The organism is Filimonas zeae (assembly GCF_014641615.1).
GTDB lineage: Bacteria > Bacteroidota > Bacteroidia > Chitinophagales > Chitinophagaceae > Filimonas > Filimonas zeae.
Genome location: NZ_BMIB01000004.1, coordinates 927,477 through 948,496 on the forward strand (window position 1 = coordinate 927,477; position 21,020 = coordinate 948,496).

A 21,020-nucleotide genomic window follows, 5' to 3' on the forward strand; every position below is an offset into this window, starting at 1 on the left:
ACTATCTTCCGGTTAGTGGCCCGCAGCATCTGCCAGGCTCACTTTGGTTTTAGAACGTTTTACAAATAGGATTACCAGCGGCACACACACCAGAAACATCCCGCCTATCATAATAAACACATCCATGTACGACATAATGGTAGCCTGTACACTCACCGTTCCATCCAGCATGGTCAACGCTGTTTTTTCTGCTACGTTGGGCGCCATGCCCTTGGCTATCATACCACCTTTCAGTTGCGCCACACGGTGCTGCACATCGGGGTTATAAATATCCAGCTTGCTTACCAGCGTACTGCGGTGCGCCATGTTCTGGCGGGAGATAAACGTAGAAATCAAAGCCACCCCAAACGATCCGCCCAACTGACGTAACATACCGGTAAAGGCAGCACCCTGACCAATCTGTACCCCTTTCAGGGTAGACAGCGACATTACAGAAACCGGTACCGACAAAAAGCCCATACCCACGCCACGTAACATCAGCGGCCAGAAAAAGTCATCACCGCTGGTGTTCGGCGTCATAATACCATAACACCCCAGACAGAACAGAAAAAAGATAAGCATACCACCCGTAATCAGTAGTTTCTGCGAGGCACCACCCTGTATCAGCTTACCCACCACAGGCATCATAAAGGCCACCATCAGCGAACTGGGCACCATCAGCATACCTGCCTGAAAAGCGTTCCAGTGCAGTATGGATTGCGTATACAACGGTATCACAAACGTAGAACCATACAGGCCAAAGCCCATAATAAACGACAGTATTACCCCTATGCGCAGGTTACTATCTTTCAATACCCGCAGCTCTACTACCGGATACTTATACACCAGCTCGCGCCAGATAAACAGAAAAGTACCCAGCACCGCCACAATACTCAGCACCAGTATGGTAGTGTTACTAAACCAGTCTTCCTCCTGCCCTTTCTCCAGCACATATTGTAACGAACCTACCGATACGGTTAGCAAACCTATACCCAACCAGTCTACCTCACCCGGCTTACGCTTTTCGGAGTATTTAGGACTTTTTACATACATCAGCGTAAGCAGGGTGGCAATAATACCTACCGGAATATTGATGTAAAAGATATTGGGCCATGCGCTGTGTTCTATAATATAACCACCCAATGGCGGGCCCAGTGTAGGCCCCACAATAACCCCCAGCACATAAATAGCCTGGGCCATCGGACGCTTTTCTACCGGATAAATTTCCGTAATAATAGTCTGCGAAGTAACCAGCAACGCACCGCCCCCCAGCCCCTGTATAAAACGGAAAACAATCAGTTCTCCTATACCAGAGGCATTACCACAGAGGAATGAGGATACGGTGAATAGTATTACCGACGCGGCAAAGTAATTGGTACGGCCAAACTGCTGAGATAACCAGCTGGTCATAGGTACTATAATTACATTGGCTATGGCGTAGGCAGTAATTACCCAGCTCACCTCATTCAGGGTAGCGCCAAGGCTCCCCTTCATATCGTTCAGGGCAACGTTTACAATGGTGGTATCCACCACTTCCAGCAGTGCACAAAACACGCAGGTGATGGTAATAATCACCCGCCTGGCCCCATACTCTACCAGCGAATTTTGTTCTAACATATTTTAGTAATTAGATCTCCTAATCCAGATGCACATCCACATCTGCGTTCATACCCGCCTTCAGCTTCTGCACCAGTGAATCCTGTTTGTTTACAAACTCAATTTTCACAGGTAAACGCTGCACTACTTTTACAAAGTTGCCGCTGGCGTTATCGGGAGGTAGTAACGCGAAACGTGCACCAGTGGCAGGAGAAGAAGAGCTTACCACTGCTTCAAACTCATGCCCCGGAAAGGCATCTATTTCCACTAACACTTTCTGTCCTTCCTTAATTCTGCCATACTGTGTTTCTTTAAAGTTGGCTACCACCCATACATCGTTGCTCAACACTACGCTGAACAGGGCAGCACCCGCCTGTACAAACTGCCCCGCCTGTACGTTTACTTTAGATACACGGCCGTTTTCAGCCGCCACTACCACAGCGTAACTCAGGTTCAGCTTCGCATCGTCCACATCTACCTTTCTTTGTTTGATGGCCGCAGCCGCTACACCAATCTGAGAAGCCGTGGCATTGCTTTGTCTGCCTACTGCACTCACCTGTGTGCTGGCCTGACTTTTCTGTTGCTGTAGCACCTGCAGTTGCTTCTCTGCAGTTTGCTTAGCGGCCAACGCCTGCTCGTATTGCTGCTGGGTAATAGAATGATCTTTAATCAGATTCTCGTAACGGTTAAAATCCTGCGTGGCACGCCACAGATTAATCTTTGCTGTTTCAATCTGGGCATCTGCGGTAGTTACCGAAGCCTCAGAAGTAGCAATGTTAGCATGTGCTGCACCGGCACTGGCCTGGGCGGCAGCCAGATTGCTTTCTGCCGTAGCCATTGCTGCCTCCGCCTGCTCTACTTTAATCTTCGCATCCCTATCGTCCAGTATTAACAGGGTATCCCCCTTCTTTACCAGCTGGTTATCTTTCACCCGTATTTCAGTTACATAACCGGAAATACGCGGAATAACCGGGCTTATGTTGGCTTCTACCTGTGCATCATCTGTTTCTTCGTGATGTTGACTGTGTATGTATTTGCTGATACCGAACCAGCCGCCACCTATTAAAGCAACGATGAGTATAATCAGGAAGGTTTTATTCTTTTTCTTAGTGCCTGCAGCACTATTTTCTGCGCCTGTTGTTGACATAACAATTTGTTTTTTCCGTGGGGTTATAATTAGTTTTTCTGTTGATTACCTGCTAATACGCCTACTTTTTCCAGCAGCGTGTTGTATGCTACTACTATATCTGCCTTTGCTTCCTGCAGGTTTATTTTGCTTTGCAGCAGCGCTACGTTGGCGTCCAGCAATTCGGTAGTGGTTACCAGATTGTTGTCGTGCTTGTTTTTGGTAATGCGGTAGTTTTCAGTGGCGTTGATTACCGACTTCTCTTCTACCTCTATTTTCTTCTGTGTAGCCAGATAGTTCTGGTAAGCGCGGTTAATATCCATACGCACTTCATCTGTAAGCATTTCCTGACGGGCTACCAGCTCTTTTTCATTGGCCTGTGCCTGTGCTACTTTGGCTTTGGTTTTCCATAAAGAACCGATATTGTACTGCACGCCTACCCCCAGGTTTACCACATTGGTAGCGGTAAGCAGGTTAGGAATATACGCCGCCACATAACCACCGGTTAAACCAATGCTGGGGTATAGCTCGCCTTTGGTGGCTTTAACAGAAGCCTCAGCGGCTTTCCGGCGCAGCTCCAATGCAGTCATATCCTTACGGTTCTGAAAAGCCTGCTGCTCGTACTCATCAACAGTAGCCAGTGTATACTGCTGCTGAAAGCTGGTGCTGTCTGCCACTATTACGTTTTGCTCCGGCTGCCCCATCATCAGGTTTAAGCTAACCATAGCCAGCTTCAGGTTGTTCTCTGCATTCACCAGTGTCAGTTCTATGTTAGAAGTCTGCAACTGGGCCTTTAACAGATCATTACGCGCCAGCAAACCGTTCTTCTCCATATTGGAGAAGTCTTTATCGCGCTGTTGCGACTGGGCAAGATTTTCCCTTACCAGCGCCACCGCTACCTGCGACTTATACAGATTGCTATACGCCGCAATAGCATTAGACACAACCGTTTCTTTGTCGTATTCCACATCGGTTTCAGCAGCCTTCTTCATTAACTCAGCCGATTCAATGCCGTATCTGATTTTTAAACCAGCGTACAACGGCATGTTAACAGTAGCCATACCATATACCGCCTGCGAAGGCTGGGCCATGGTTTCACCGCTGCTATTGTCGTCGGTTTTCAATTTAATATTCGGCTTTGGCAGCCATAAATAAGAGCCGCTTACTTTAGCATCGGGCAGCCTATTGTCCAGCGCCTGCTTTAACTGTGCGGTTGCCTGCTCAATTTTTGCCTTGCTTACCTTCAGCTGCTTACTGTTCTGCAAGCATTGCTCAATCGCCTGGTTCAGTCCTAATACGGATGTCTGCGCCTGTACGCCCGGCTGGCACAACAAAGCCAGTCCCAGAAACAGCGCTATAACACCATATTTCCTTTTTTTACTCATATATCATTATTGATTGTAGTACGTTGTGTAACTGTGTGGTAACAACCTGTTGCAGCTGCTGCCGGAAAGCCGGTTCATCCAGATGCTGCAAACCACAGCCTATTCTGAACTCCTCCTTATTCAACACCATACAGGTAACCGTTCCCGTAATCAGTGCAGCTACCTGCATGGCATTGACACCCTGCTTTACTTTTCCTTCCTGTTGCGCCCTTACTATCACCTCCCTCACCAGTACCGGACTTTTCTCTGCCAATACATCCTGCGTTACTGCATTAGCTGCATCGGGCGCGAGATTGTTGGTATAAAAAAGCTGTGTAAGCACCAATGGGTTACGCAACCCCTGTTCTATATATTCTTCTGTAATCAGTTCCAGCTGCTGCTGTAGCGTAAGTGCAGGCTGTAACACGGCTGTTTCCAAACGCTCCTGTATCTGTGTAAGCCTCCATTGCAGCACCGCCTGCAGCAGTTGCTCTTTATTAATAAAGTAGTAGAAGATTTGCGTGATGCCTGTTTCAGCTGCTTCCGCTATCTGTTTAACAGATACCCGCTCTAACCCGTGCGCTATAAATAGCTGCTCCGCTGCCGCAAGTACCTTTAGCTGTTTTTTGCTCCACACTCTGATATCTTCCCTCATAAAAATGAATATTTATTCACCGATAAGGCAAAAAAATAGTTAGTCCTTTATACCATCCCAGCACATATCAAACATCGTATTCACAAACTCAGGCGTCATTTCTACGTGATTGTATTTAATAAACTTCACCATCTCCCGTATAACGCCTCTTACATACGCCATTATCCATATGGTATCTACCTGCTTAATTAAGCGCTCGCTTTTGCCTCTGTCTAACAGATTACGCCAGGGCACCAGAATTTCTTTGGAAGAGGCTCTTGTTTCGTCAGAAATAAACGGAGAATGAAAACATTGCTCAATGAAAATCAGCTCACTAAAGTGTTCCACTGATATCCGCAGCATGTTCATCCAGATAGTATGAAAAGCCACTTTAAAGGGAGCAGCAGCATCAAAACCCTGAAAATAGTCCTTCGCATACGCGTAAAAACACTTTTCAAACAGTTTTACAATCAGTTGTTCCTTGTTTTCGAAGTAGATATAAACCGTACCTGTTGCAAAACCAGCCTTTTTGGCAATCATGTTTACCGTTATACCCGATAACCCATGCTCTTTTACCAATTCCAGCGTAGCTGCAAAAATCTCGTCTATCTTACTTTCGTCTTTCGGCTTCACAATACAAAGTTAGGTGAATAATTATTCACCAAACAAATAAATCTTCATCGGGTCTGAAAAACAGGAAATCTTAATGTTGGAGGAATACAACCTGAACGTGCGGGGATGCACCCATGTTGGAAAAGTGAGAAGGTCTGGAAGTAGTTATTTCTGGTGGATGTGCAGTTACGTAAGTACCCACATCAGGCGGGTATACAAGCAGAAATGCGTGGGCAGCCGAAGGAGGTTTAACCCCAAAGCCATACTGCCAGGCATGATTTTCATTTATGTTGCCAGCAACTTTACCAGTTGCCTTCAATACTGCAAATGCGGACATAGAAAAAGTACTCCTGCTCACGCTCTTCCGTTGCTTCCAAAAAACTTGTAACCGCTGCTGCTTTAATTCTTTGCGAATGTCCTCCACCGCTTCTAACAACAGCAATTGCACCTCAGCGGGGCTTTTGCCTTCCTTCAACCATTGAATGGTCTTCCCGGCAAGACGCTGATAATGAGCACGCTGCCGACCTGCAGGCAAAGTACGGTGTGCTGCAGACGCTAAAGGAGAAGCTATCGCCAGCCACGCTGCATGTTTACGGGTATTGGCAAATTCAGGAGCCGTATTTACACGCTCTCCCCTAAGCGGATTATATATGCGCGCAATGGTTCTCCCCCGGTCTTTATACACCTGGAGAATACCATAATTGCCCGGAGCGGGCGGATTTTCACACACATATATTGCCATAGCAGCAAATTTTTGCTTCAACAATTTAAGCAATTCGCCGCCCACTACCTATTAAAATCTGAACGCTTGAGGTATGAATCGACACCGATGGAAGAGCGTACCGGGCCTGCTCCTACCCTGGTGCATGGATGCCCAATAGATGAAGCATAGATAATGCATACATACTCCATAGGAGATACATGAAATATGTATGAAACAAGGTTTTTCGATTGGCAGGTTGGGATATACCCATAAAAAAAAGGGTCTTCTGTAGAAACAGATGACCTCTAACGATTGCTTGCCATATGAAAATTCTTACTAAAATCTTGTTGGTGGTAGTCGGTAGTTACTGTGTTAGTAACCTTGCTTCCGATTACAATACAAATATACGCCGGGGTATAGCACATAAAAAGTCAACTTATTCTTAAAATTATCATGGCAAAGGGTGTGGGGAATATTACAACAAATTGTATTTCAATACGTTCGAATCATTTTTTTCATGACGCCCAAGATTTTTGCTATTTATGATGTGGAAGTTTTGCAACACTTCTTTAACGTTTTCTTAAGTGCCAAGAAAAAATTTAAAACAGCTGAAACGCATACCAGATAAGGGTTTCATCAAATAATCATGAAACCGTCAGAAAAAATGGCAAGGTTCTAGAATTATACTCTGGCATAAGGTTAACCTATGAAAAACTAAAATAACCTATGTAACCTGAGCTGTATAGAAACTAAAGAACCTATGAAAACTGAGACCTATGAAGACTAAGTAACCTATGAAAACCAGAACCTGTGAAAAACACCAATGGCTATGAAGAACACAACCTATGACACACGTACCTATGAAATGTAAACACAACCTGTGAAGAACACCGGACCTGATGAAAACACTGTAACCGAACAAAAACACAAACGAGGCCGGATCGTGACTAAAAGGAAAAAAACGCGGTCCGGCCTTAACTTAAAAACTGAAACGACATGGAAAATATACTTGAAGTAAGAGAACAGATGAAAGCCATCACTTTCCGCAGCACTGCCGACGTGCTTACCTTAAGATTGCACCTGTTAGAGATGATGACTATATTATCACGTCATTACAAGCAGGTATCCAATCCTGTTTTAAGGCATCATATTCAAACTACGTTTTACCATCTGCAACAACAATATCAGCAGTCTAACAATACGCCTTCCCGTTTTAAACAAACCAAACGTGCCGTACAGGCCATTCTGGAAGAGTTTATGGTAAAGGCCAGCCACCTGGATACTAAAACAGAATACATTCCTGTTATCACCGGTGCTAAAACAAACAATTTCCGTGCGGTAGCATAACACCCGGTTTCCCCAGGGGTATATACATATAGAAAAAAGGCGACCTGATAAGGCCGCCTTTCCATTTTTACACCGGTAAGCCTATAGCTTACCGTGCTTGATTTCTTCCACCACATTCGGGTCCAGCAGTGTAGTAGTATCGCCCAGGTTATCCATTTCCCCCTCAGCAATCTTACGCAGAATACGGCGCATAATTTTACCGCTGCGGGTTTTAGGCAATGAACTTACAAACTGAATCTTATCCGGCTTGGCAATAGGGCCTATGATACGGCTTACCGTGGCTATAATATCTTTGCGGGTTAATACCTGATCGGGGTTGCGGCCGCTGTATACAATATAAGCGTAAATGCCCTGTCCTTTAATTTCATGTGGAAAGCCTACCACAGCACTCTCTACCACATCCGTATGCATGTTAATGGCATTCTCCACTTCGGCAGTGCCTATGCGGTGGCCGCTCACGTTCAGCACATCATCTACACGGCCGGTAATGCGGTAGTTGCCATTGGCATCGCGCAGGGCACCATCGCCGGTAAAATATTGGTTTTCGTAGGTAGCAAAGTAGGTGGTACGGCAACGTTCATGATCGCCGTAGGTAGTGCGTATAATAGACGGCCATGGGAATTTGATACAAAGGTTACCATTGCTCTCCAGTCCTGCGCCTTCGGGGTTGGCTTTATATACGCCGTCAGCAGCACTGTCGCTACCCGGTACCGGATTACCCTGCTCATCTACCAGTATGGCCTGCACACCAGGTAAAGGCAGTGTGGCGTAAGAAGGTTTGGAAGGGGTGATACCCGCCAGGTTGGAAATGAGAATACCACCAGTTTCCGTTTGCCACCAGGTATCTACTATCGGGCATTTACTCTTACCCACATGCTCATCCAGCCAGTGCCATGCTTCTTCATTAATAGGCTCCCCAACGGAACCAATTACTTTCAGCGAAGCCAGGCTTTTGTTCTGCAAAGGCCCCAGTCCGTATGCCATCAGGCTTCTTACAGCGGTAGGCGCGGTATACAGCGTGTTTACACGATACTTGTCCACAATATCCCACAGTCTGCCTGCATCGGGCCAGGTAGGCACGCCTTCAAACATCAGCGTGGTGCCACCTGCACTTAACGGGCCATATACAATATAACTATGTCCGGTAATCCACCCAATATCTGCCGTACAAAAGAAAATATCTCCCGGCTTGTACTGAAACACGTTTACAAAACTGTAGTTGGTATAAATCATATAACCTGCGCAGGAATGTACCACGCCTTTAGGCTTGCCGGTACTGCCGGAGGTATATAATATAAACAGCGGGTCTTCTGCATCCATTTCTTCCGCCGGGCAATCTGTCATACCCAGGGTTTCTATTTTCTTAATCTCGTCTTCCCACCACACATCACGGCCTTTAATCATAGATACGGGAGTGCGGGTGCGGGTACATACAATTACCTTCTTCACAAAAGGACAGGCTACCAGTGCATCATCAATCACGCTCTTCAGCGGAATATCCTTCTGGCCGCGGAACGCGCCATCGCTGGTAATAATATATTCTGCCTGTGCATCCTGTAAACGGTCGGCAATACTGCGGGCAGAGAAGCCACCAAAGATAACAGAGTGTATAGCGCCTATGCGGGCACAGGCCAGTACCGAAATAGCCAGCTCGGGAATCATGCCCATATAAATACACACCCGGTCGCCCTTCTTCACGCCATTGTTGCGCAGTACGTTGGCCACCTGGTTTACTTTCTCGTGCAGGTCTTTATAAGTAATAATACGGTGATGCTCTTCCGGGTCGTTTGGCTCCCAGATAATAGCAGGGCGGTTACCCAGCTTTTCCAGGTGACGGTCTATACAGTTTTCGGTAATATTCAGTTTGGCTCCTGTAAACCATTTTACATCAGGATCTTTAAAATTCCATTCCAGTACTTTGTTCCACCGGCGGCGCCAGTAGAAGTGGCTGGCAATATCGGCCCAGAAATTCTCGGGGTTCTGTACACTCTGCGCATACGCATCTTCGTATTCCGCCATTGACCGGATCTGATAAGGATATGACATAGCTATCTATCTTTTGTAAAGCTTAAATTTACAGCATCTGACTATTCACACAGCCCTCCCTGTCTTAAAACTGTCATATTTTCTTTATCTTCCTGCTCAAACTCTTGCCAGTAATCAATATGAAAAAAAGCAATCAAACCCTTTACAGTGTTATTGGGGCATCGTCGTTAGGTACCTTAATTGAGTGGTACGACTTCTACATCTTCGGCAGCCTTTCCAAAACTATTTCAGACAAGTTTTTTCCCAGTGCCAACCCTACCGCCGCCTTCCTTAGTACGCTGGCAACCTTTGCAGCAGGCTTTATAGTAAGGCCGTTTGGGGCGTTGGTATTCGGGCGGCTGGGCGATCTGCTGGGCCGTAAGTACACCTTTCTGGTTACCCTGGTTATTATGGGCGGCAGTACCTTTTGTATAGGTTTAATACCTGGTTACGAAACCTTTAAGGCAGCCCCTATTGTTATATTACTATTACGTCTGTTACAGGGTCTGGCCCTGGGTGGCGAGTATGGCGGTGCCGCAACCTATGTGGCAGAACATGCCCCCGAAAACCGGCGCGGCTACTTTACCAGCTGGATACAAACCACTGCTACATTGGGCCTGTTTGTATCGCTGGCGGTAATTCTCTGCTGCCAGACCATGCTGGGTAAAGACGCTTTTAACGATTGGGGCTGGCGTATCCCCTTTCTGCTGAGTATAGTACTGGTAGGTGTTTCAGTGGTTATCCGGTTAAAAATGCACGAATCGCCCCTTTTTACACAGCTGAAGGCAGAAGGCAAAGTATCTAAAAATCCCCTCAAAGAAAGCTTTGGCCACAAGGCCAATCTGAAAATGGTGTTACTGGCATTGTTTGGTGCTACCATGGGGCAGGGCGTGGTATGGTATACCGGGCAGTTTTATGCACAAACCTTTTTACTCAACACCTGCGCAATAGATGCCACACAGGTAAATACCTGGATAGGCATTGCCCTGCTGCTGGGTACGCCCTTCTTTGTAGTGTTCGGCGCCCTGAGCGATAAAATTGGCCGTAAGACTATTATGCTGGCGGGTATGCTGATAGCCATTGTAAGCTACCGCGCTATCTTCTCACAGTTTTACAGTTATGCCGACCTTTCTAAAAAAACAGAAGTAACCGCCCTGCTTTCCTATTCCAAAACTGAAACCATGGGCGATGCCGGTGAAAGAACGGTGCATAGCACCACCCTGCATACCTATACCGACAGCAGTAAATATGCAGAAACCGTAACACAAACCTTTACGGTTAAAAACGGGGCAGAGCAGGCAGGCATAGCCAAAACAGCAAAGTCTGTTACACTGTCCTCGTCCTATGCACCTAAAGTGGTAGGGCTTATGTTTTTACTGGTATTATTTGTTACCATGGTATACGGGCCTATAGCCGCTTTTCTGGTTGAGCTGTTTCCCACCCATATCCGCTACACCAGTATGAGCCTGCCCTACCATATTGGCAACGGCGTGTTTGGCGGGCTGGTACCTTTTATTGGCGTGCTCTTATACGAATACTCCAAAACACCGGCCGCGCCGCAGGGCGATATACTGGCAGGGCTCTGGTACCCCATTGGTGTGGCTGCCCTGTGCTTTGTAATAGGTTTGTTGTATGTAAGCACCCGCCAACCTAAACATTCATAACCACTAATTCTTGCTATATGAACACAATCAAACGCATTCTGGGTATTTTCTGGCTGCTGGCAGGGCCGGCAGCTATTGCGCTGCTGATATACGAAGCGTGGGCACGTATTACCGCCAACCCGGTACAGGATGTATACCTGCCCTGGGTTATTATTATTACCATATTTACGCCCATTGCCATAGGGTTAATGATATTTGGCTACTACGCCCTCAGAGGCGAATATGATAGTTGATGCCTATCTTTGGCTTATGTCAATAGAGGTTTCGCAACTGACCAGATTATATGGTGAACAAAAGGCGGTAAACAATATCTCCTTTACCCTGCAAAAAGGTGAAATAGTAGGCTTTCTGGGCCCCAACGGTGCGGGCAAAAGCACTACCATGAAAATGATTACAGGCTACCTGCAACCCGATAGTGGAAGGGTTATGGTAAGCGGCCTGTCAGTAAAGGACAACCCTATTGAAATAAAAAGAAAAATAGGCTATCTGCCGGAGTCTAACGCGCTGTATACCGATATGTATGTGAGGGAATACCTGAGCTTTGTAGCCGGTATACACCGCGTGGACCAGGCAAAAAAAAGAATAGAAGAGGTAATAAGCCTTACCGGCCTTACCCTGGAATGCAAAAAGAAGATAGGCCAGCTGAGTAAAGGCTACAAACAACGGGTAGGACTGGCCGCCGCCCTGGTACACGACCCCGAAGTGCTGATTCTGGATGAACCTACCAGCGGCCTCGACCCTAATCAGATTGTTGAAATCAGAAACGTAATTAAAGAACAGGGCCTTAACAAAACCATTCTCTTTTCCTCACACATTCTGCAGGAAGTACAGACCATCTGTAGTCGCGTGGTAATTATCAACCGCGGCCAGCTTGTGGCAGACAGCCCGCTGAACGAGTTACAGAAAGGGCAGAACAACTCCATCCGCGTACAGTTTGAAGAGGCACTGGAAGATGAGTGGCTTAAAAGGCTGCCCGCTATTCAGTCAGTAAATAAAATCAACACCCATAGCTGGCAGTTGCATACTGCCGATACCACCGCTGCCCGCAAGCAGCTGATGGAACTGGCCCTGCAGCACAACCTGAACATAGTTCAGCTGCAAAACGAAGGTGGCAACCTGGAAGAACTGTTCCGCAGCCTTACCGATAACACCACCGCAAAATCCTAATAACACACATAAGCATAGCATCATGTTACAGGCAAGCACCCTTCAGTTTTTAAAAGGACTGAAAAAGAACAATGTGAAAGAATGGTTTGATGGACACCGGAAAGAGTATGATGCAGCCAAAGCAGACTTTGCCGCGCTGATTCATGAGTTGATATTAAAACACAGCGCTAAAGACCTTACGCTGGCAGAACTTACTGCAAAGAGCTGTCTGTTTCGTATTAACAGAGACGTACGCTTCAGCAAAGACAAGTCTCCCTATAAAACCAACTTCGGCGCCAGCCTGCAGCGCGAAGGCAAAAAAAGCCCTTATGCAGGCTACTACCTGCATATTGAGCCCGGAGGCAAAAGCTTTGTGGGTGGCGGACTGTGGATGCCCGAAGCGGATAACCTGAAAAAAGTAAGGCAGGAAATAGACTACTGCCTGGAAGAATTTACCGGCATTGTAAGCAATAAAAAGTTTGTGAAGATTTACAACGGACTGGACAACTCTTCTGATCTGAAGTTGAGCCGCCCGCCAAAAGGCTACGACGACACCAACCCGGCTATAGAATACCTGAAATACAAAAGCTTTATTGCTACTTCTACTATTGCAGATGAAGAGATAACCAGCAAAGGCTTTGAGAAAAGAATACTGGAAGCTTTTGAGGTGCTGCAGCCACTGGTGTACTTTATTAACAGATCTATTGAGTAATAATGGTACGAGCCAGTTTGCCTGGTACAACATACCAACTACGTTTTATTGCCTTCCAACCGGAGGGCAATGTTTTTATAGTTACTCTTCCCTTAACTTCTTTGGTAAGCTCTTATATACAAGCGCATAAGAATGATCTATTAACTCACGGAGCATGGCATTGGAGAGGCTGCCATCTACAATCACTGTATTCCAGTGTTTCTTATTCATATGATAACCCGGTATAACAGCAGGGTACTGTTCCCGCAGCTCTTCCGCACGGTCAGGGTCGCACTTTACATTAAACTGTAACGGGTCATTGTCCATGCCACACAACAGGAATATCTTACCCTTTACCTTAAACACCAGCGTTTCATCTCCAAAAGGAAACTCTTCTGTTACATTTTTCAGTTTCAGGCAATAGTCGCGTAACTGTTCAATATCCATATACAAGGTCTTTAGGCCGGTAAAGTAAATAAAAGAGTTCATATAACCGGCCGGAAGTCCATAGCAGAGAGTATCATGCACCACTTTCAAAAACACGGATAGTAAATAGCTGGCAACCGAAGACTATCTCTTGTATCTGTTAATACTCCTCACCATATCATAGCACCCTCTCTGGCTATGGACCACAAACCTGTTATTATGAACTCCTATACTATTGTTATTACAGCAGGCCTTTACCCTGAAGGTACTCAGCAATCTGAACCGCGTTGGTAGCAGCACCTTTACGCAGGTTATCGCTCACAATCCACATGTTCAATGTATTAGGCTGAGACTCATCACGACGCAGACGGCCTACAAACACTTCATCTTTTTCGTGCGCCCACAGTGGCATAGGATAGGTCTGGCTGGCAGTATCATCCTGTAACACCACACCTGGTGCATTGCGTAAAATTTCTTTTACTTCTTCCAGATCAAAGTCTTTAGAAAACTCTACGTTCACACTCTCGCTGTGGCCACCCACTACCGGAATACGTACAGTAGTAGCAGTAACACGGATAGAGTCGTCACGCATAATCTTATTCGTCTCTTTCACCATTTTCATTTCCTCTTTGGTATAACCATTATCCAGGAATACATCAATCTGAGGAATTACGTTCAGGTCAATCTGATATTTGTAAGCCATTTCGCCTTCAGCGCCTTTGCGCTCGTTAAACAGCTGATCTACCGCTTTTTTACCGGTACCGGTAACACTCTGGTAAGTACTTACCACTACGCGTTTGATATTGTATTTCTGGTGCAGCGGGTTAAGGGCCACCACCATTTGAATAGTGCTGCAGTTGGGGTTAGCAATAATCTTATCTTCTGCGGTTAACGCATCGGCATTAATCTCGGGTACTACCAGTTTTTTGGTAGGGTCCATACGCCAGGCAGAGGAGTTGTCAATAACCGTAATGCCTGCCTCAGCAAACTTAGGCGCCCACTCCAGAGACGTGCTGCCACCGGCAGAAAAAATAGCTACCGCAGGTTTAGCGGCAATGCCATCGGCCATGCTTACTATTTTGTACTTCACGCCTTTGAACTCAACCTCTTTACCAACAGATCTTTCTGATGCTACCGGTACAATTTCAGTTACCGGAAAATTACGTTCTGCTAAAACCTGCAACATTTTGGTGCCTACCAGTCCTGTGGCGCCTACTACAGCTACTTTCATGATACCCTCCTGAACCTCCGCTTACGAAGGCCTTTTGTGGTTTAATAATGGTGATTAGTATTGATACAAAAAAAACAGCCTTCCCCGTGCGGAGAAGGCTGTTTAGTTATGTTGATGATCCATACAAAACGTCAGGCACCTTCCCCGGAGGAAAACTGTTTCTTGCTGCGTTTAATATGTTTCACTACTTGCATCATTTGCGAAGCGAATGTAATGAAATATTTTAATTCCTACACCGGAAAACAAAAAATTCACAACAGACGCCGCATAGCCATTAAACCCAACCGGGCTTACCAGATAGTAATCCGCTCGCTTTCAGGCTTATACATTTTATCTCCTTCCTTCACATCAAAGGCTTTATAAAAAGGAGTAAAGTTCATCAACGGCCCTAACACACGCCACATAGCAGGCGAATGCGGGTCGGTATTAATGTTTTTACGCACACTTGCATCTTTATACTTACTACGCCATACCTGTGCAAAAGACATAAAGAAACGCTGATCTGGCGTAAAGCCATCAATACGCGTAGTATCCTGCCCCTGCTTTGTCATTTTAAAGGCATCGTAAGCAATAGCAATACCGCCAATGTCTGCCATGTTCTCACCTACCGTAAGGGCACCTTTTACATGTACAGAATCCAGTACAGTAAAGCCATCATACAGGCTTATTACCTGATTTACCTTTGTCTGAAACTTCTCTTTATCAGTTTTATTCCACCAGTCCTTCATGTTGCCTTCTTTGTCATACTGTGATCCCTGGTCGTCAAAACCATGCGTCATTTCATGACCAATCACCATACCTATACCGCCATAGTTGATAGCGTCATCGGCATTGGGGTCAAAGAAGGGGAACTGCAAAATACCAGCCGGAAATACTATCTCATTGATAGTTGGGTTATAGTAAGCATTAATAGTAGGCGGAGTCATCTGCCAAAGGGTTTTATCAACCGGCTTGCCTACCTGTGCTACCTGAAACGCATGCTCATTACGTGCAGCCGCTTCCACGTTCTCAAAGTAAGTATTACGCGCAACTTTCACACTACTATAGTCTTTCCACTTGTCAGGAAAACCAATTTTCTTTAAAAAGGTATGCAGCTTTTCTTTGGCAACCTGTTTGGTGCTGTCGCTCATCCAGTCCAGATGCGTAATGCGGTTGTCAAAGCTCTTCTCCAGGTTATTCACCAGTTCCAGCATGCGCTTCTTCGCATCTTCTGTAAAGTATTTATTTACATATAACTGTCCCAGCGCCTCGCCCAGGCTACCATCAGCAGCCATATAAATACGCTCCCAGCGTGGCTTCAGTTTCTTAGCGCCGGTAAGTTCACTGCTATACGCAAAAGCAGCGTTCACAAAAGCACTGCTTAACTCATTAGCTGTGTTCTGTAACAGATGTGCGGTAAGATATAATTTCCACTCGCTTACCGGAACTGTCTTCAGCATTTCGTTCAGCTTTGTATAGTAACCAGGCTGCCCTACGTTTACAGAATCTGCTGTAATACCAATCGCTTTTAAATAAGATTTCCAGCCAATATTGGGTTGCTTCTCTTCCAGCGTGGCTACCGCAAACCGGTTATAGTTTAACTGAGGGTTACGCAGCTCTACATTGGTACGGTGCGCACCCGCCAGTTGTTTTTCCAGGTTATATACTACAGTTGCATTTTTAGCAGCCACCACAGAATCTCCGCCTGTTAATGTAAACAGGGTGGTAAGCATTTTCTGATACGCAGCAACCAGCTTTAATGTAGCAGAATCTTTGCTGAAGTAATAGTCTCTGTCAGGCAAGCCCAATCCCCCCTGCACAAACAAAGCGGTGTTCATACTACTGTTCTTCTCATCCGGCCCTATAAATGCAGGCAGAAATGAACCATGACCATCTTTTTCAGAACCAGCCTCAAACGCAATTACAGAAGCAGCATCTGTAAGCCCCTCTATTTTTTTCAGCAACGGCCTTACCGGCTCATATCCTCTGGATTCTACAGTAGCAGAGTCCATACCGGCAGCATAAAAATCACCTACCAGCTGTTCTATACCACCTTTAGCCTGTCCGTTTTTAGCAGCATCTTCCAGTATCTCTTTCAAATGCCCACGGGTTCTGATGTCCAGATCTTTGAAAGAACCTACACTACTTTCCGTAGCAGGAATCACGGCAGATTTAATCCACTTACCGTTTACATATAAGAAAAAGTTGTCTCCCGGCTTCACAGAAGAATCAACATTGGCAACCTCTAAAAACTGAGCTCTTTCCATTGTGGCTTTTTGTTCGCTGTTGCCACATCCTGTTAGCAAAGCCAACAGAACACTGGCAGCGGACATCACATACACGTGCTTTCTCATTACTTGTTTTTTTGACTATCCGGAAAAATAAAAAAACTTCCTGTTGCAGGAAGTTTTATTTGATAAACGTTATCATATATAGGTAGAAACACCTGGTTTTCCCTAATAGATATAACTATTTTTTATGCTACCAGGTCAATATCAAAGTTCACCAGTTGCACAAACGCATCCAGTCTTGCTTCAATATCTTCCTTGCTTATTTCTTTCAAACGTTGTGCACCAAACTTCTCTACACAAAAGCTGGCCATAGCACTACCTACAATAATAGCAGTCTTCATGTTCTCAAAAGAAACGTCTTTGGTTTTTGCAATATGGCCAATAAAACCACCTGCAAAAGTATCACCGGCACCGGTTGGGTCAAACACCTCTTCTAAAGGCAGGGCAGGCGCAAAGAACACGCTGTTCTCATGGAACAGTAACGCACCATGCTCACCCTTTTTAATAATCAGGTAACGTGGGCCCATAGCCAGTATTTTGTTAGCTGCTTTTACCAGAGAAAATTCATTGCTCAGCTGACGGGCTTCACTATCGTTTATCAGTAATACGTCCACCATAGTTAACACCTCTTTCAGGTCGTCCATAGCGGTCTCCATCCAAAAGTTCATGGTATCCAGTACAATCAGCTTCGGACGCTTCTTCATCTGCTCTATTACCGCTTTCTGCAGCTTAGGCATCAGGTTACCCAGCATCAGAAACTCCGCCTGCTGATAACTTTCCGGAATAACGGGGTTAAAGTCTGCCAGTACATTCAAATCAGTCACCAGTGTATCACGGGTGTTCATATCCATATGGTAGCGGCCGCTCCAGAAGAAAGACTTTTTATCAGGCACCACTTCCACACCTTCCAGCTGTACACCACGCTTTTTCAGCGAGTCCATTTCTTCAGCAGGAAAATCGTTTCCTACAATAGAAACCTGCTGTATCGGCTGAATAAAGTTGCTGGCTGCATAGGCTACGTAAGTAGCTGATCCTCCAATAATTCTGTCTGATTTTCCAAAAGGCGTTTCAATATCGTCGAACGCCATAGTGCCCACTACTATTAATGACATATAATGATTTCGGTTTTTTACCGGGGGCAAACCTATTATATTTCAGGCAAATACAGGCGTATTTGGGTATTCTTTTGCGGTTGCGGGCTTTTCTCTGTACATCCGGCCTGTAGATACAGGCCAGGATACACATGAGAAAAAACTAAAACATTACAAGTCGTTTCTAAAAGCTCCAGGTTGAATAGGTTCGTTTGTACTCTTATTACCAAATGTTCCTGGGGCACCAATCGCCATACTTATTGCCCAGCAACACACCCAGCACAATCTCGTGCGAGCCGTTGCTGACAGTATTCAGCGCAGAGGTTGTATAGTCGTAAGAATAACTGATATTAAATGTTCTGCTGATGTTTACACCTGCCATGGCGTTCCAGCCGTCGTCTTTGCGGTAACCTATACCTCCCCACAGAAAGTCCTGATACTGCAGCTTGGCATTAATATCAAACTGAACAGGCAGCGGATCTACAAACTTGGCCATTACCGAGGGTATCAGGTTCAGATCATCACTCAGCAGAAAACGGTAGCCCGCTGTAGCAAATATGTGCGGTGTAAGTTTATTACCGTCTGCTATTCTCGCTCCGGAAAAATACACACTCTGCCCCATCAGCTGCTGCACAGAAGCACCCAGAAAATAGTCCGGGCCATACAGATATAAACCAGCCATGAAATCGGGCCTGATTACATTCACCGTGCCATTGTTATACACAGCCGGATCCACCTGCGTGTTGCCGAAGTTCAGCTTATTGGCATCCAGGCTAACATTAAACAGCCCCGCACCTGCACCGAAAGACAGGCTGGTTCTGGCACCTATACCCATGTGGTAGGCATACGTAGCATAAGCAGAGAAATTGCGCAATGGCCCCGTCTGGTCATTAATTACCTGCATACCAATACCGTGATGCGGTTCAGCAGCCGTGTAATCCTGCCAGTAGTCGTTACCGCGCGGATTGGTACCATCTACCTGAAATGAAGTAGCCGTAGTACGGTAATCCTTCTTATTCAACGCTCCGTGAATAGTAAAATAGGTAGTTACCGGCGCATCGCGCAGGCCCGACCACTGCCGGCGGTGACTCAGTTTTACGTCTGTGTAATTCTCAATACCCGTTAAAGCCGGATTTAGTATGTACTGGTTCATCACATATTGGGTGTAATGTGGCTTCTGTTGAGCCTGTGCCATAAGACACATCATTACTGTACCCACCCCTAAAGCAAGTTTTTTCCTCATAAGCACCCACAATTTACTGACGAGTTATCACATGGACAATTTTTTTACTTTATGGTTTCACACCCATAATCCGCATTTCGGTACGTCTGTTCTTACGGCGACCTTCGGGATTATCGGTTCCATCCTCATTTTTATTAGCCGCAACCGGTTTGCTGGCACCAAATCCTTTGGAAGTCAAACGCTCCTTCGGCACCCCTTTGCTCACCAGATAGGCAACCACTTTGGCAGCACGTTGTTCAGACAGTTGCTGGTTCCACTCCTCAGACCCCGTATCATCGGTGTGACCACTTATTTCTGCAGTAGTTTCCGGCTCACTTTTCAGCCTGGCTGCTATTTTATCCAGCGAAGGGTAAGATGGCGGCGTAATAGTAGCCTTGTTTATTTCATAAAATACATTCTCCAGTACCACCACTTCCTCTACAGGTGCAGCAGTAACAGGCTCTTTTTCAACAGGCTTCACCGGCTCAGCTTTTACCACAGGGGTAGAGTCCACTACCGGAGGAATTACGGCTACCGGCGTTGGCTTTTGCAGCTGCATCAGTTCCAGGCAACATACAGCTGAACGGTCAGAGCTGAACACCACCTGCTCCAGTATATTATCACTTTTGCCCAGGCTGGTAAAATACATATCGTCTTTCACAGAATTTACCGGATAACCAAAGTTCTCCGCTTCTGCCCAGCTTCCGGGCGTACCCTTGCTGTAAAACAGATCATAACCGCCCATACCCACACGGCCATCAGAAGCAAAAACCAGTGTAGAGGAAGGTGCATGAAAATAAGGTGCCTGCTCGTTAAAAGGCGTATTTACGGTAGCACCCAGGTTGGCAGCACTAACTGGCTCACCCGCTGCATTCAACTCAGCCACCCATATATCATACCCACCCAGGCCGCCTTGCTTATCACTCACAAACAACAGCTGTTTGCCACCGGGCATAATAAAAGGTTGCTGCGTATTAGCGCCAGGGGTATTTACCACCGCGCCTAACGCAACCGGAGCCTGCCATTTACCGTCCGTTGCTTTTTTACTGCTATAAATAGCAGCAGCTTTTTTACCGTTCTTCACCTGCCAGCGGGTAAGGTATAAAGTAGTGCCGTCTGCACTTACACTGGCCGTACCCTCATGCAGTTCTGTAGCAGGCAACGCAGCTTTGTCTACATTACTCAGGGCCCCATTCGCATAGCTGGCGCTGAAAATATGGTTCGTATGGCCTTTACCACTTTCTGCCCATGTAGCCGTAAACAGCAGTGTATTATCAGGCGTTACCACAGGCGCATAACTTGCACCTTCTTTTCCTTCACTTATTCGGGTAATGGTATATTGGGCTGCATCGCTCTTTTGCAACTGCTGCTGTATAAAACGCAGGTTCAGTAACTCACGCTGTGCGGTAGCACTATAATTATCTTTTTCCCTATAGGTGCTTACAAATTGATTCAGCGCTTTTTCTGCCTCTTCATACTTACCCAGGGCACGTAACACAGTAGCATAATGATAAGCTGCCAGTGGATATTGCGTAGCCTGCCCCTCTGTAATCTGCTGATACAGCGGAGCCGCTTTTTCGTAATTGGTTAACAGGCGATAGCTCTCTGCCAGCTGATAAACAGCCTGCTGTTTATTACCGGCTGCTGCACCTGCCTTTTTAGTGGCTTGCAGGGCATAAGGGTCCTGGCCAGTCTGCGCCTTGCCATTGCCTTGCAGGAATTTTTCATAATACACAGAAGCAGAAGAATAATCTGCCTTGCGGAAGTAATTGTCGGCAGCACGCAGGTAGTCGTGACTCAGCTGCGCCTGAACAGAAGATACCAGCAGCATCAGCCCACCGGCTACTGCAATGGTAATTAACCTTTTCTTATATGCGATCAGTTTCATGGTAA

Annotated in this window: 18 protein-coding genes; 5 read left to right on the forward strand and 13 right to left on the reverse strand. The window is 46.1% G+C overall.

Annotated features, from left to right (window positions below; all coding sequences use genetic code 11):
* Positions 1-12 precede the first annotated feature (12 nt).
* From IEY13_RS22305 to IEY13_RS22330, 6 genes are all read right to left on the reverse strand, one after another.
* Positions 13-1,596, reverse strand: coding sequence for a DHA2 family efflux MFS transporter permease subunit (locus IEY13_RS22305; RefSeq protein WP_188956398.1), 1,584 nt, complete (start codon positions 1,594-1,596; stop codon positions 13-15).
* A gap of 19 nt (positions 1,597-1,615) precedes the next feature.
* Positions 1,616-2,722, reverse strand: coding sequence for an HlyD family secretion protein (locus tag IEY13_RS22310; RefSeq protein WP_188956400.1), 1,107 nt, complete (start codon positions 2,720-2,722; stop codon positions 1,616-1,618).
* Positions 2,723-2,751: 29 nt separating this feature from the next.
* Positions 2,752-4,086: a TolC family protein gene (locus IEY13_RS22315; protein WP_188956402.1), complete on the reverse strand. Its 1,335-nt coding sequence runs from the start codon at positions 4,084-4,086 to the stop codon at positions 2,752-2,754.
* Entirely contained in the window at positions 4,079-4,720 is a 642-nt protein-coding gene (locus IEY13_RS22320; RefSeq protein WP_188956404.1) for a TetR/AcrR family transcriptional regulator, read from the reverse strand. The genes IEY13_RS22315 and IEY13_RS22320 overlap by 8 nt, the downstream gene beginning before the upstream one ends.
* Before the next feature lie 39 nt (positions 4,721-4,759).
* Positions 4,760-5,332, reverse strand: coding sequence for a TetR/AcrR family transcriptional regulator (locus tag IEY13_RS22325; protein ID WP_188956406.1), 573 nt, complete (start codon positions 5,330-5,332; stop codon positions 4,760-4,762).
* A 70-nt stretch (positions 5,333-5,402) separates the two neighbouring features.
* Positions 5,403-6,098 (reverse strand): hypothetical protein, encoded by a 696-nt coding sequence (locus IEY13_RS22330; protein ID WP_188956408.1) that lies wholly within the window; start codon positions 6,096-6,098, stop codon positions 5,403-5,405.
* Between the two features lie 912 nt (positions 6,099-7,010).
* Between IEY13_RS22330 and IEY13_RS22335 the strand changes: the two genes are divergently transcribed.
* A complete protein-coding gene (locus tag IEY13_RS22335; RefSeq protein ID WP_188956410.1) occupies positions 7,011-7,361 on the forward strand; it encodes a hypothetical protein in 351 nt (116 codons plus the stop codon).
* A gap of 81 nt (positions 7,362-7,442) precedes the next feature.
* On the opposite strand, the gene acs is transcribed toward IEY13_RS22335, so the two are convergent.
* Positions 7,443-9,407 carry an acetate--CoA ligase gene (gene acs / locus IEY13_RS22340; RefSeq protein WP_188956412.1) on the reverse strand — a complete coding sequence of 655 codons (1,965 nt, stop codon included), beginning with the start codon at positions 9,405-9,407 and terminating at the stop codon, positions 7,443-7,445.
* Between the two features lie 119 nt (positions 9,408-9,526).
* Between acs and IEY13_RS22345 the strand changes: the two genes are divergently transcribed.
* Genes IEY13_RS22345 through IEY13_RS22360 form a run of 4 tightly spaced genes read left to right on the forward strand, consistent with a single transcriptional unit; the run spans position 9,527 to position 12,908 of the window.
* Positions 9,527-11,050, forward strand: coding sequence for an MFS transporter (locus tag IEY13_RS22345; RefSeq protein WP_188956414.1), 1,524 nt, complete (start codon positions 9,527-9,529; stop codon positions 11,048-11,050).
* 17 nt (positions 11,051-11,067) lie between these two features.
* Entirely contained in the window at positions 11,068-11,283 is a 216-nt protein-coding gene (locus tag IEY13_RS22350) for a DUF6814 family protein (RefSeq protein ID WP_188956416.1), read from the forward strand.
* Positions 11,284-11,299: 16 nt separating this feature from the next.
* Positions 11,300-12,217 (forward strand): gliding motility-associated ABC transporter ATP-binding subunit GldA, encoded by a 918-nt coding sequence (gldA, locus tag IEY13_RS22355; RefSeq protein WP_188956418.1) that lies wholly within the window; start codon positions 11,300-11,302, stop codon positions 12,215-12,217.
* Positions 12,218-12,239: 22 nt separating this feature from the next.
* Entirely contained in the window at positions 12,240-12,908 is a 669-nt protein-coding gene (locus IEY13_RS22360) for a DUF2461 domain-containing protein (RefSeq protein ID WP_188956420.1), read from the forward strand.
* Between the two features lie 81 nt (positions 12,909-12,989).
* Here the strand turns inward: IEY13_RS22360 and IEY13_RS22365 are convergent, their stop codons facing one another.
* The 6 genes from IEY13_RS22365 to IEY13_RS22390 all read right to left on the reverse strand — a co-directional run bounded on the left by IEY13_RS22365 (position 12,990) and on the right by IEY13_RS22390 (position 21,015).
* Complete coding sequence (locus IEY13_RS22365; RefSeq protein ID WP_188956423.1) at positions 12,990-13,334, reverse strand: MmcQ/YjbR family DNA-binding protein; 345 nt, start codon at positions 13,332-13,334, stop codon at positions 12,990-12,992.
* Between the two features lie 220 nt (positions 13,335-13,554).
* On the reverse strand, positions 13,555-14,544 hold the full coding sequence (locus IEY13_RS22370; RefSeq protein ID WP_188956429.1) for an aspartate-semialdehyde dehydrogenase: 990 nt from the start codon (positions 14,542-14,544) through the stop codon (positions 13,555-13,557).
* 290 nt (positions 14,545-14,834) lie between these two features.
* Complete coding sequence (locus IEY13_RS22375) at positions 14,835-16,877, reverse strand: M13 family metallopeptidase (RefSeq protein ID WP_188956431.1); 2,043 nt, start codon at positions 16,875-16,877, stop codon at positions 14,835-14,837.
* Between the two features lie 122 nt (positions 16,878-16,999).
* Entirely contained in the window at positions 17,000-17,926 is a 927-nt protein-coding gene (locus IEY13_RS22380) for a PfkB family carbohydrate kinase (RefSeq protein ID WP_188956433.1), read from the reverse strand.
* Between the two features lie 202 nt (positions 17,927-18,128).
* Positions 18,129-19,148: a PorP/SprF family type IX secretion system membrane protein gene (locus tag IEY13_RS22385; protein WP_188956435.1), complete on the reverse strand. Its 1,020-nt coding sequence runs from the start codon at positions 19,146-19,148 to the stop codon at positions 18,129-18,131.
* Positions 19,149-19,197: 49 nt separating this feature from the next.
* A complete protein-coding gene (locus IEY13_RS22390) occupies positions 19,198-21,015 on the reverse strand; it encodes an OmpA family protein (RefSeq protein WP_229687963.1) in 1,818 nt (605 codons plus the stop codon).
* Positions 21,016-21,020 lie beyond the last annotated feature (5 nt).

What these genes read in the sequence shown, in the direction of transcription:
- IEY13_RS22305 (WP_188956398.1), bottom strand. Translation starts at nt 1,596, where the DNA reads ATGTTAGAACAAAATTCGCTGGTAGAGTATGGGGCCAGGCGGGTGATT.
- IEY13_RS22310 (WP_188956400.1), bottom strand. Translation starts at nt 2,722, where the DNA reads ATGTCAACAACAGGCGCAGAAAATAGTGCTGCAGGCACTAAGAAAAAG.
- IEY13_RS22315 (WP_188956402.1), bottom strand. Translation starts at nt 4,086, where the DNA reads ATGAGTAAAAAAAGGAAATATGGTGTTATAGCGCTGTTTCTGGGACTG.
- IEY13_RS22320 (WP_188956404.1), bottom strand. Translation starts at nt 4,720, where the DNA reads ATGAGGGAAGATATCAGAGTGTGGAGCAAAAAACAGCTAAAGGTACTT.
- IEY13_RS22335 (WP_188956410.1), top strand. Translation starts at nt 7,011, where the DNA reads ATGGAAAATATACTTGAAGTAAGAGAACAGATGAAAGCCATCACTTTC.
- acs (WP_188956412.1), bottom strand. Translation starts at nt 9,407, where the DNA reads ATGTCATATCCTTATCAGATCCGGTCAATGGCGGAATACGAAGATGCG.
- IEY13_RS22345 (WP_188956414.1), top strand. Translation starts at nt 9,527, where the DNA reads ATGAAAAAAAGCAATCAAACCCTTTACAGTGTTATTGGGGCATCGTCG.
- IEY13_RS22350 (WP_188956416.1), top strand. Translation starts at nt 11,068, where the DNA reads ATGAACACAATCAAACGCATTCTGGGTATTTTCTGGCTGCTGGCAGGG.
- gldA (WP_188956418.1), top strand. Translation starts at nt 11,300, where the DNA reads ATGTCAATAGAGGTTTCGCAACTGACCAGATTATATGGTGAACAAAAG.
- IEY13_RS22360 (WP_188956420.1), top strand. Translation starts at nt 12,240, where the DNA reads ATGTTACAGGCAAGCACCCTTCAGTTTTTAAAAGGACTGAAAAAGAAC.
- IEY13_RS22365 (WP_188956423.1), bottom strand. Translation starts at nt 13,334, where the DNA reads ATGGATATTGAACAGTTACGCGACTATTGCCTGAAACTGAAAAATGTA.
- IEY13_RS22370 (WP_188956429.1), bottom strand. Translation starts at nt 14,544, where the DNA reads ATGAAAGTAGCTGTAGTAGGCGCCACAGGACTGGTAGGCACCAAAATG.
- IEY13_RS22375 (WP_188956431.1), bottom strand. Translation starts at nt 16,877, where the DNA reads ATGAGAAAGCACGTGTATGTGATGTCCGCTGCCAGTGTTCTGTTGGCT.
- IEY13_RS22380 (WP_188956433.1), bottom strand. Translation starts at nt 17,926, where the DNA reads ATGTCATTAATAGTAGTGGGCACTATGGCGTTCGACGATATTGAAACG.
- IEY13_RS22385 (WP_188956435.1), bottom strand. Translation starts at nt 19,148, where the DNA reads ATGAGGAAAAAACTTGCTTTAGGGGTGGGTACAGTAATGATGTGTCTT.
- IEY13_RS22390 (WP_229687963.1), bottom strand. Translation starts at nt 21,015, where the DNA reads ATGAAACTGATCGCATATAAGAAAAGGTTAATTACCATTGCAGTAGCC.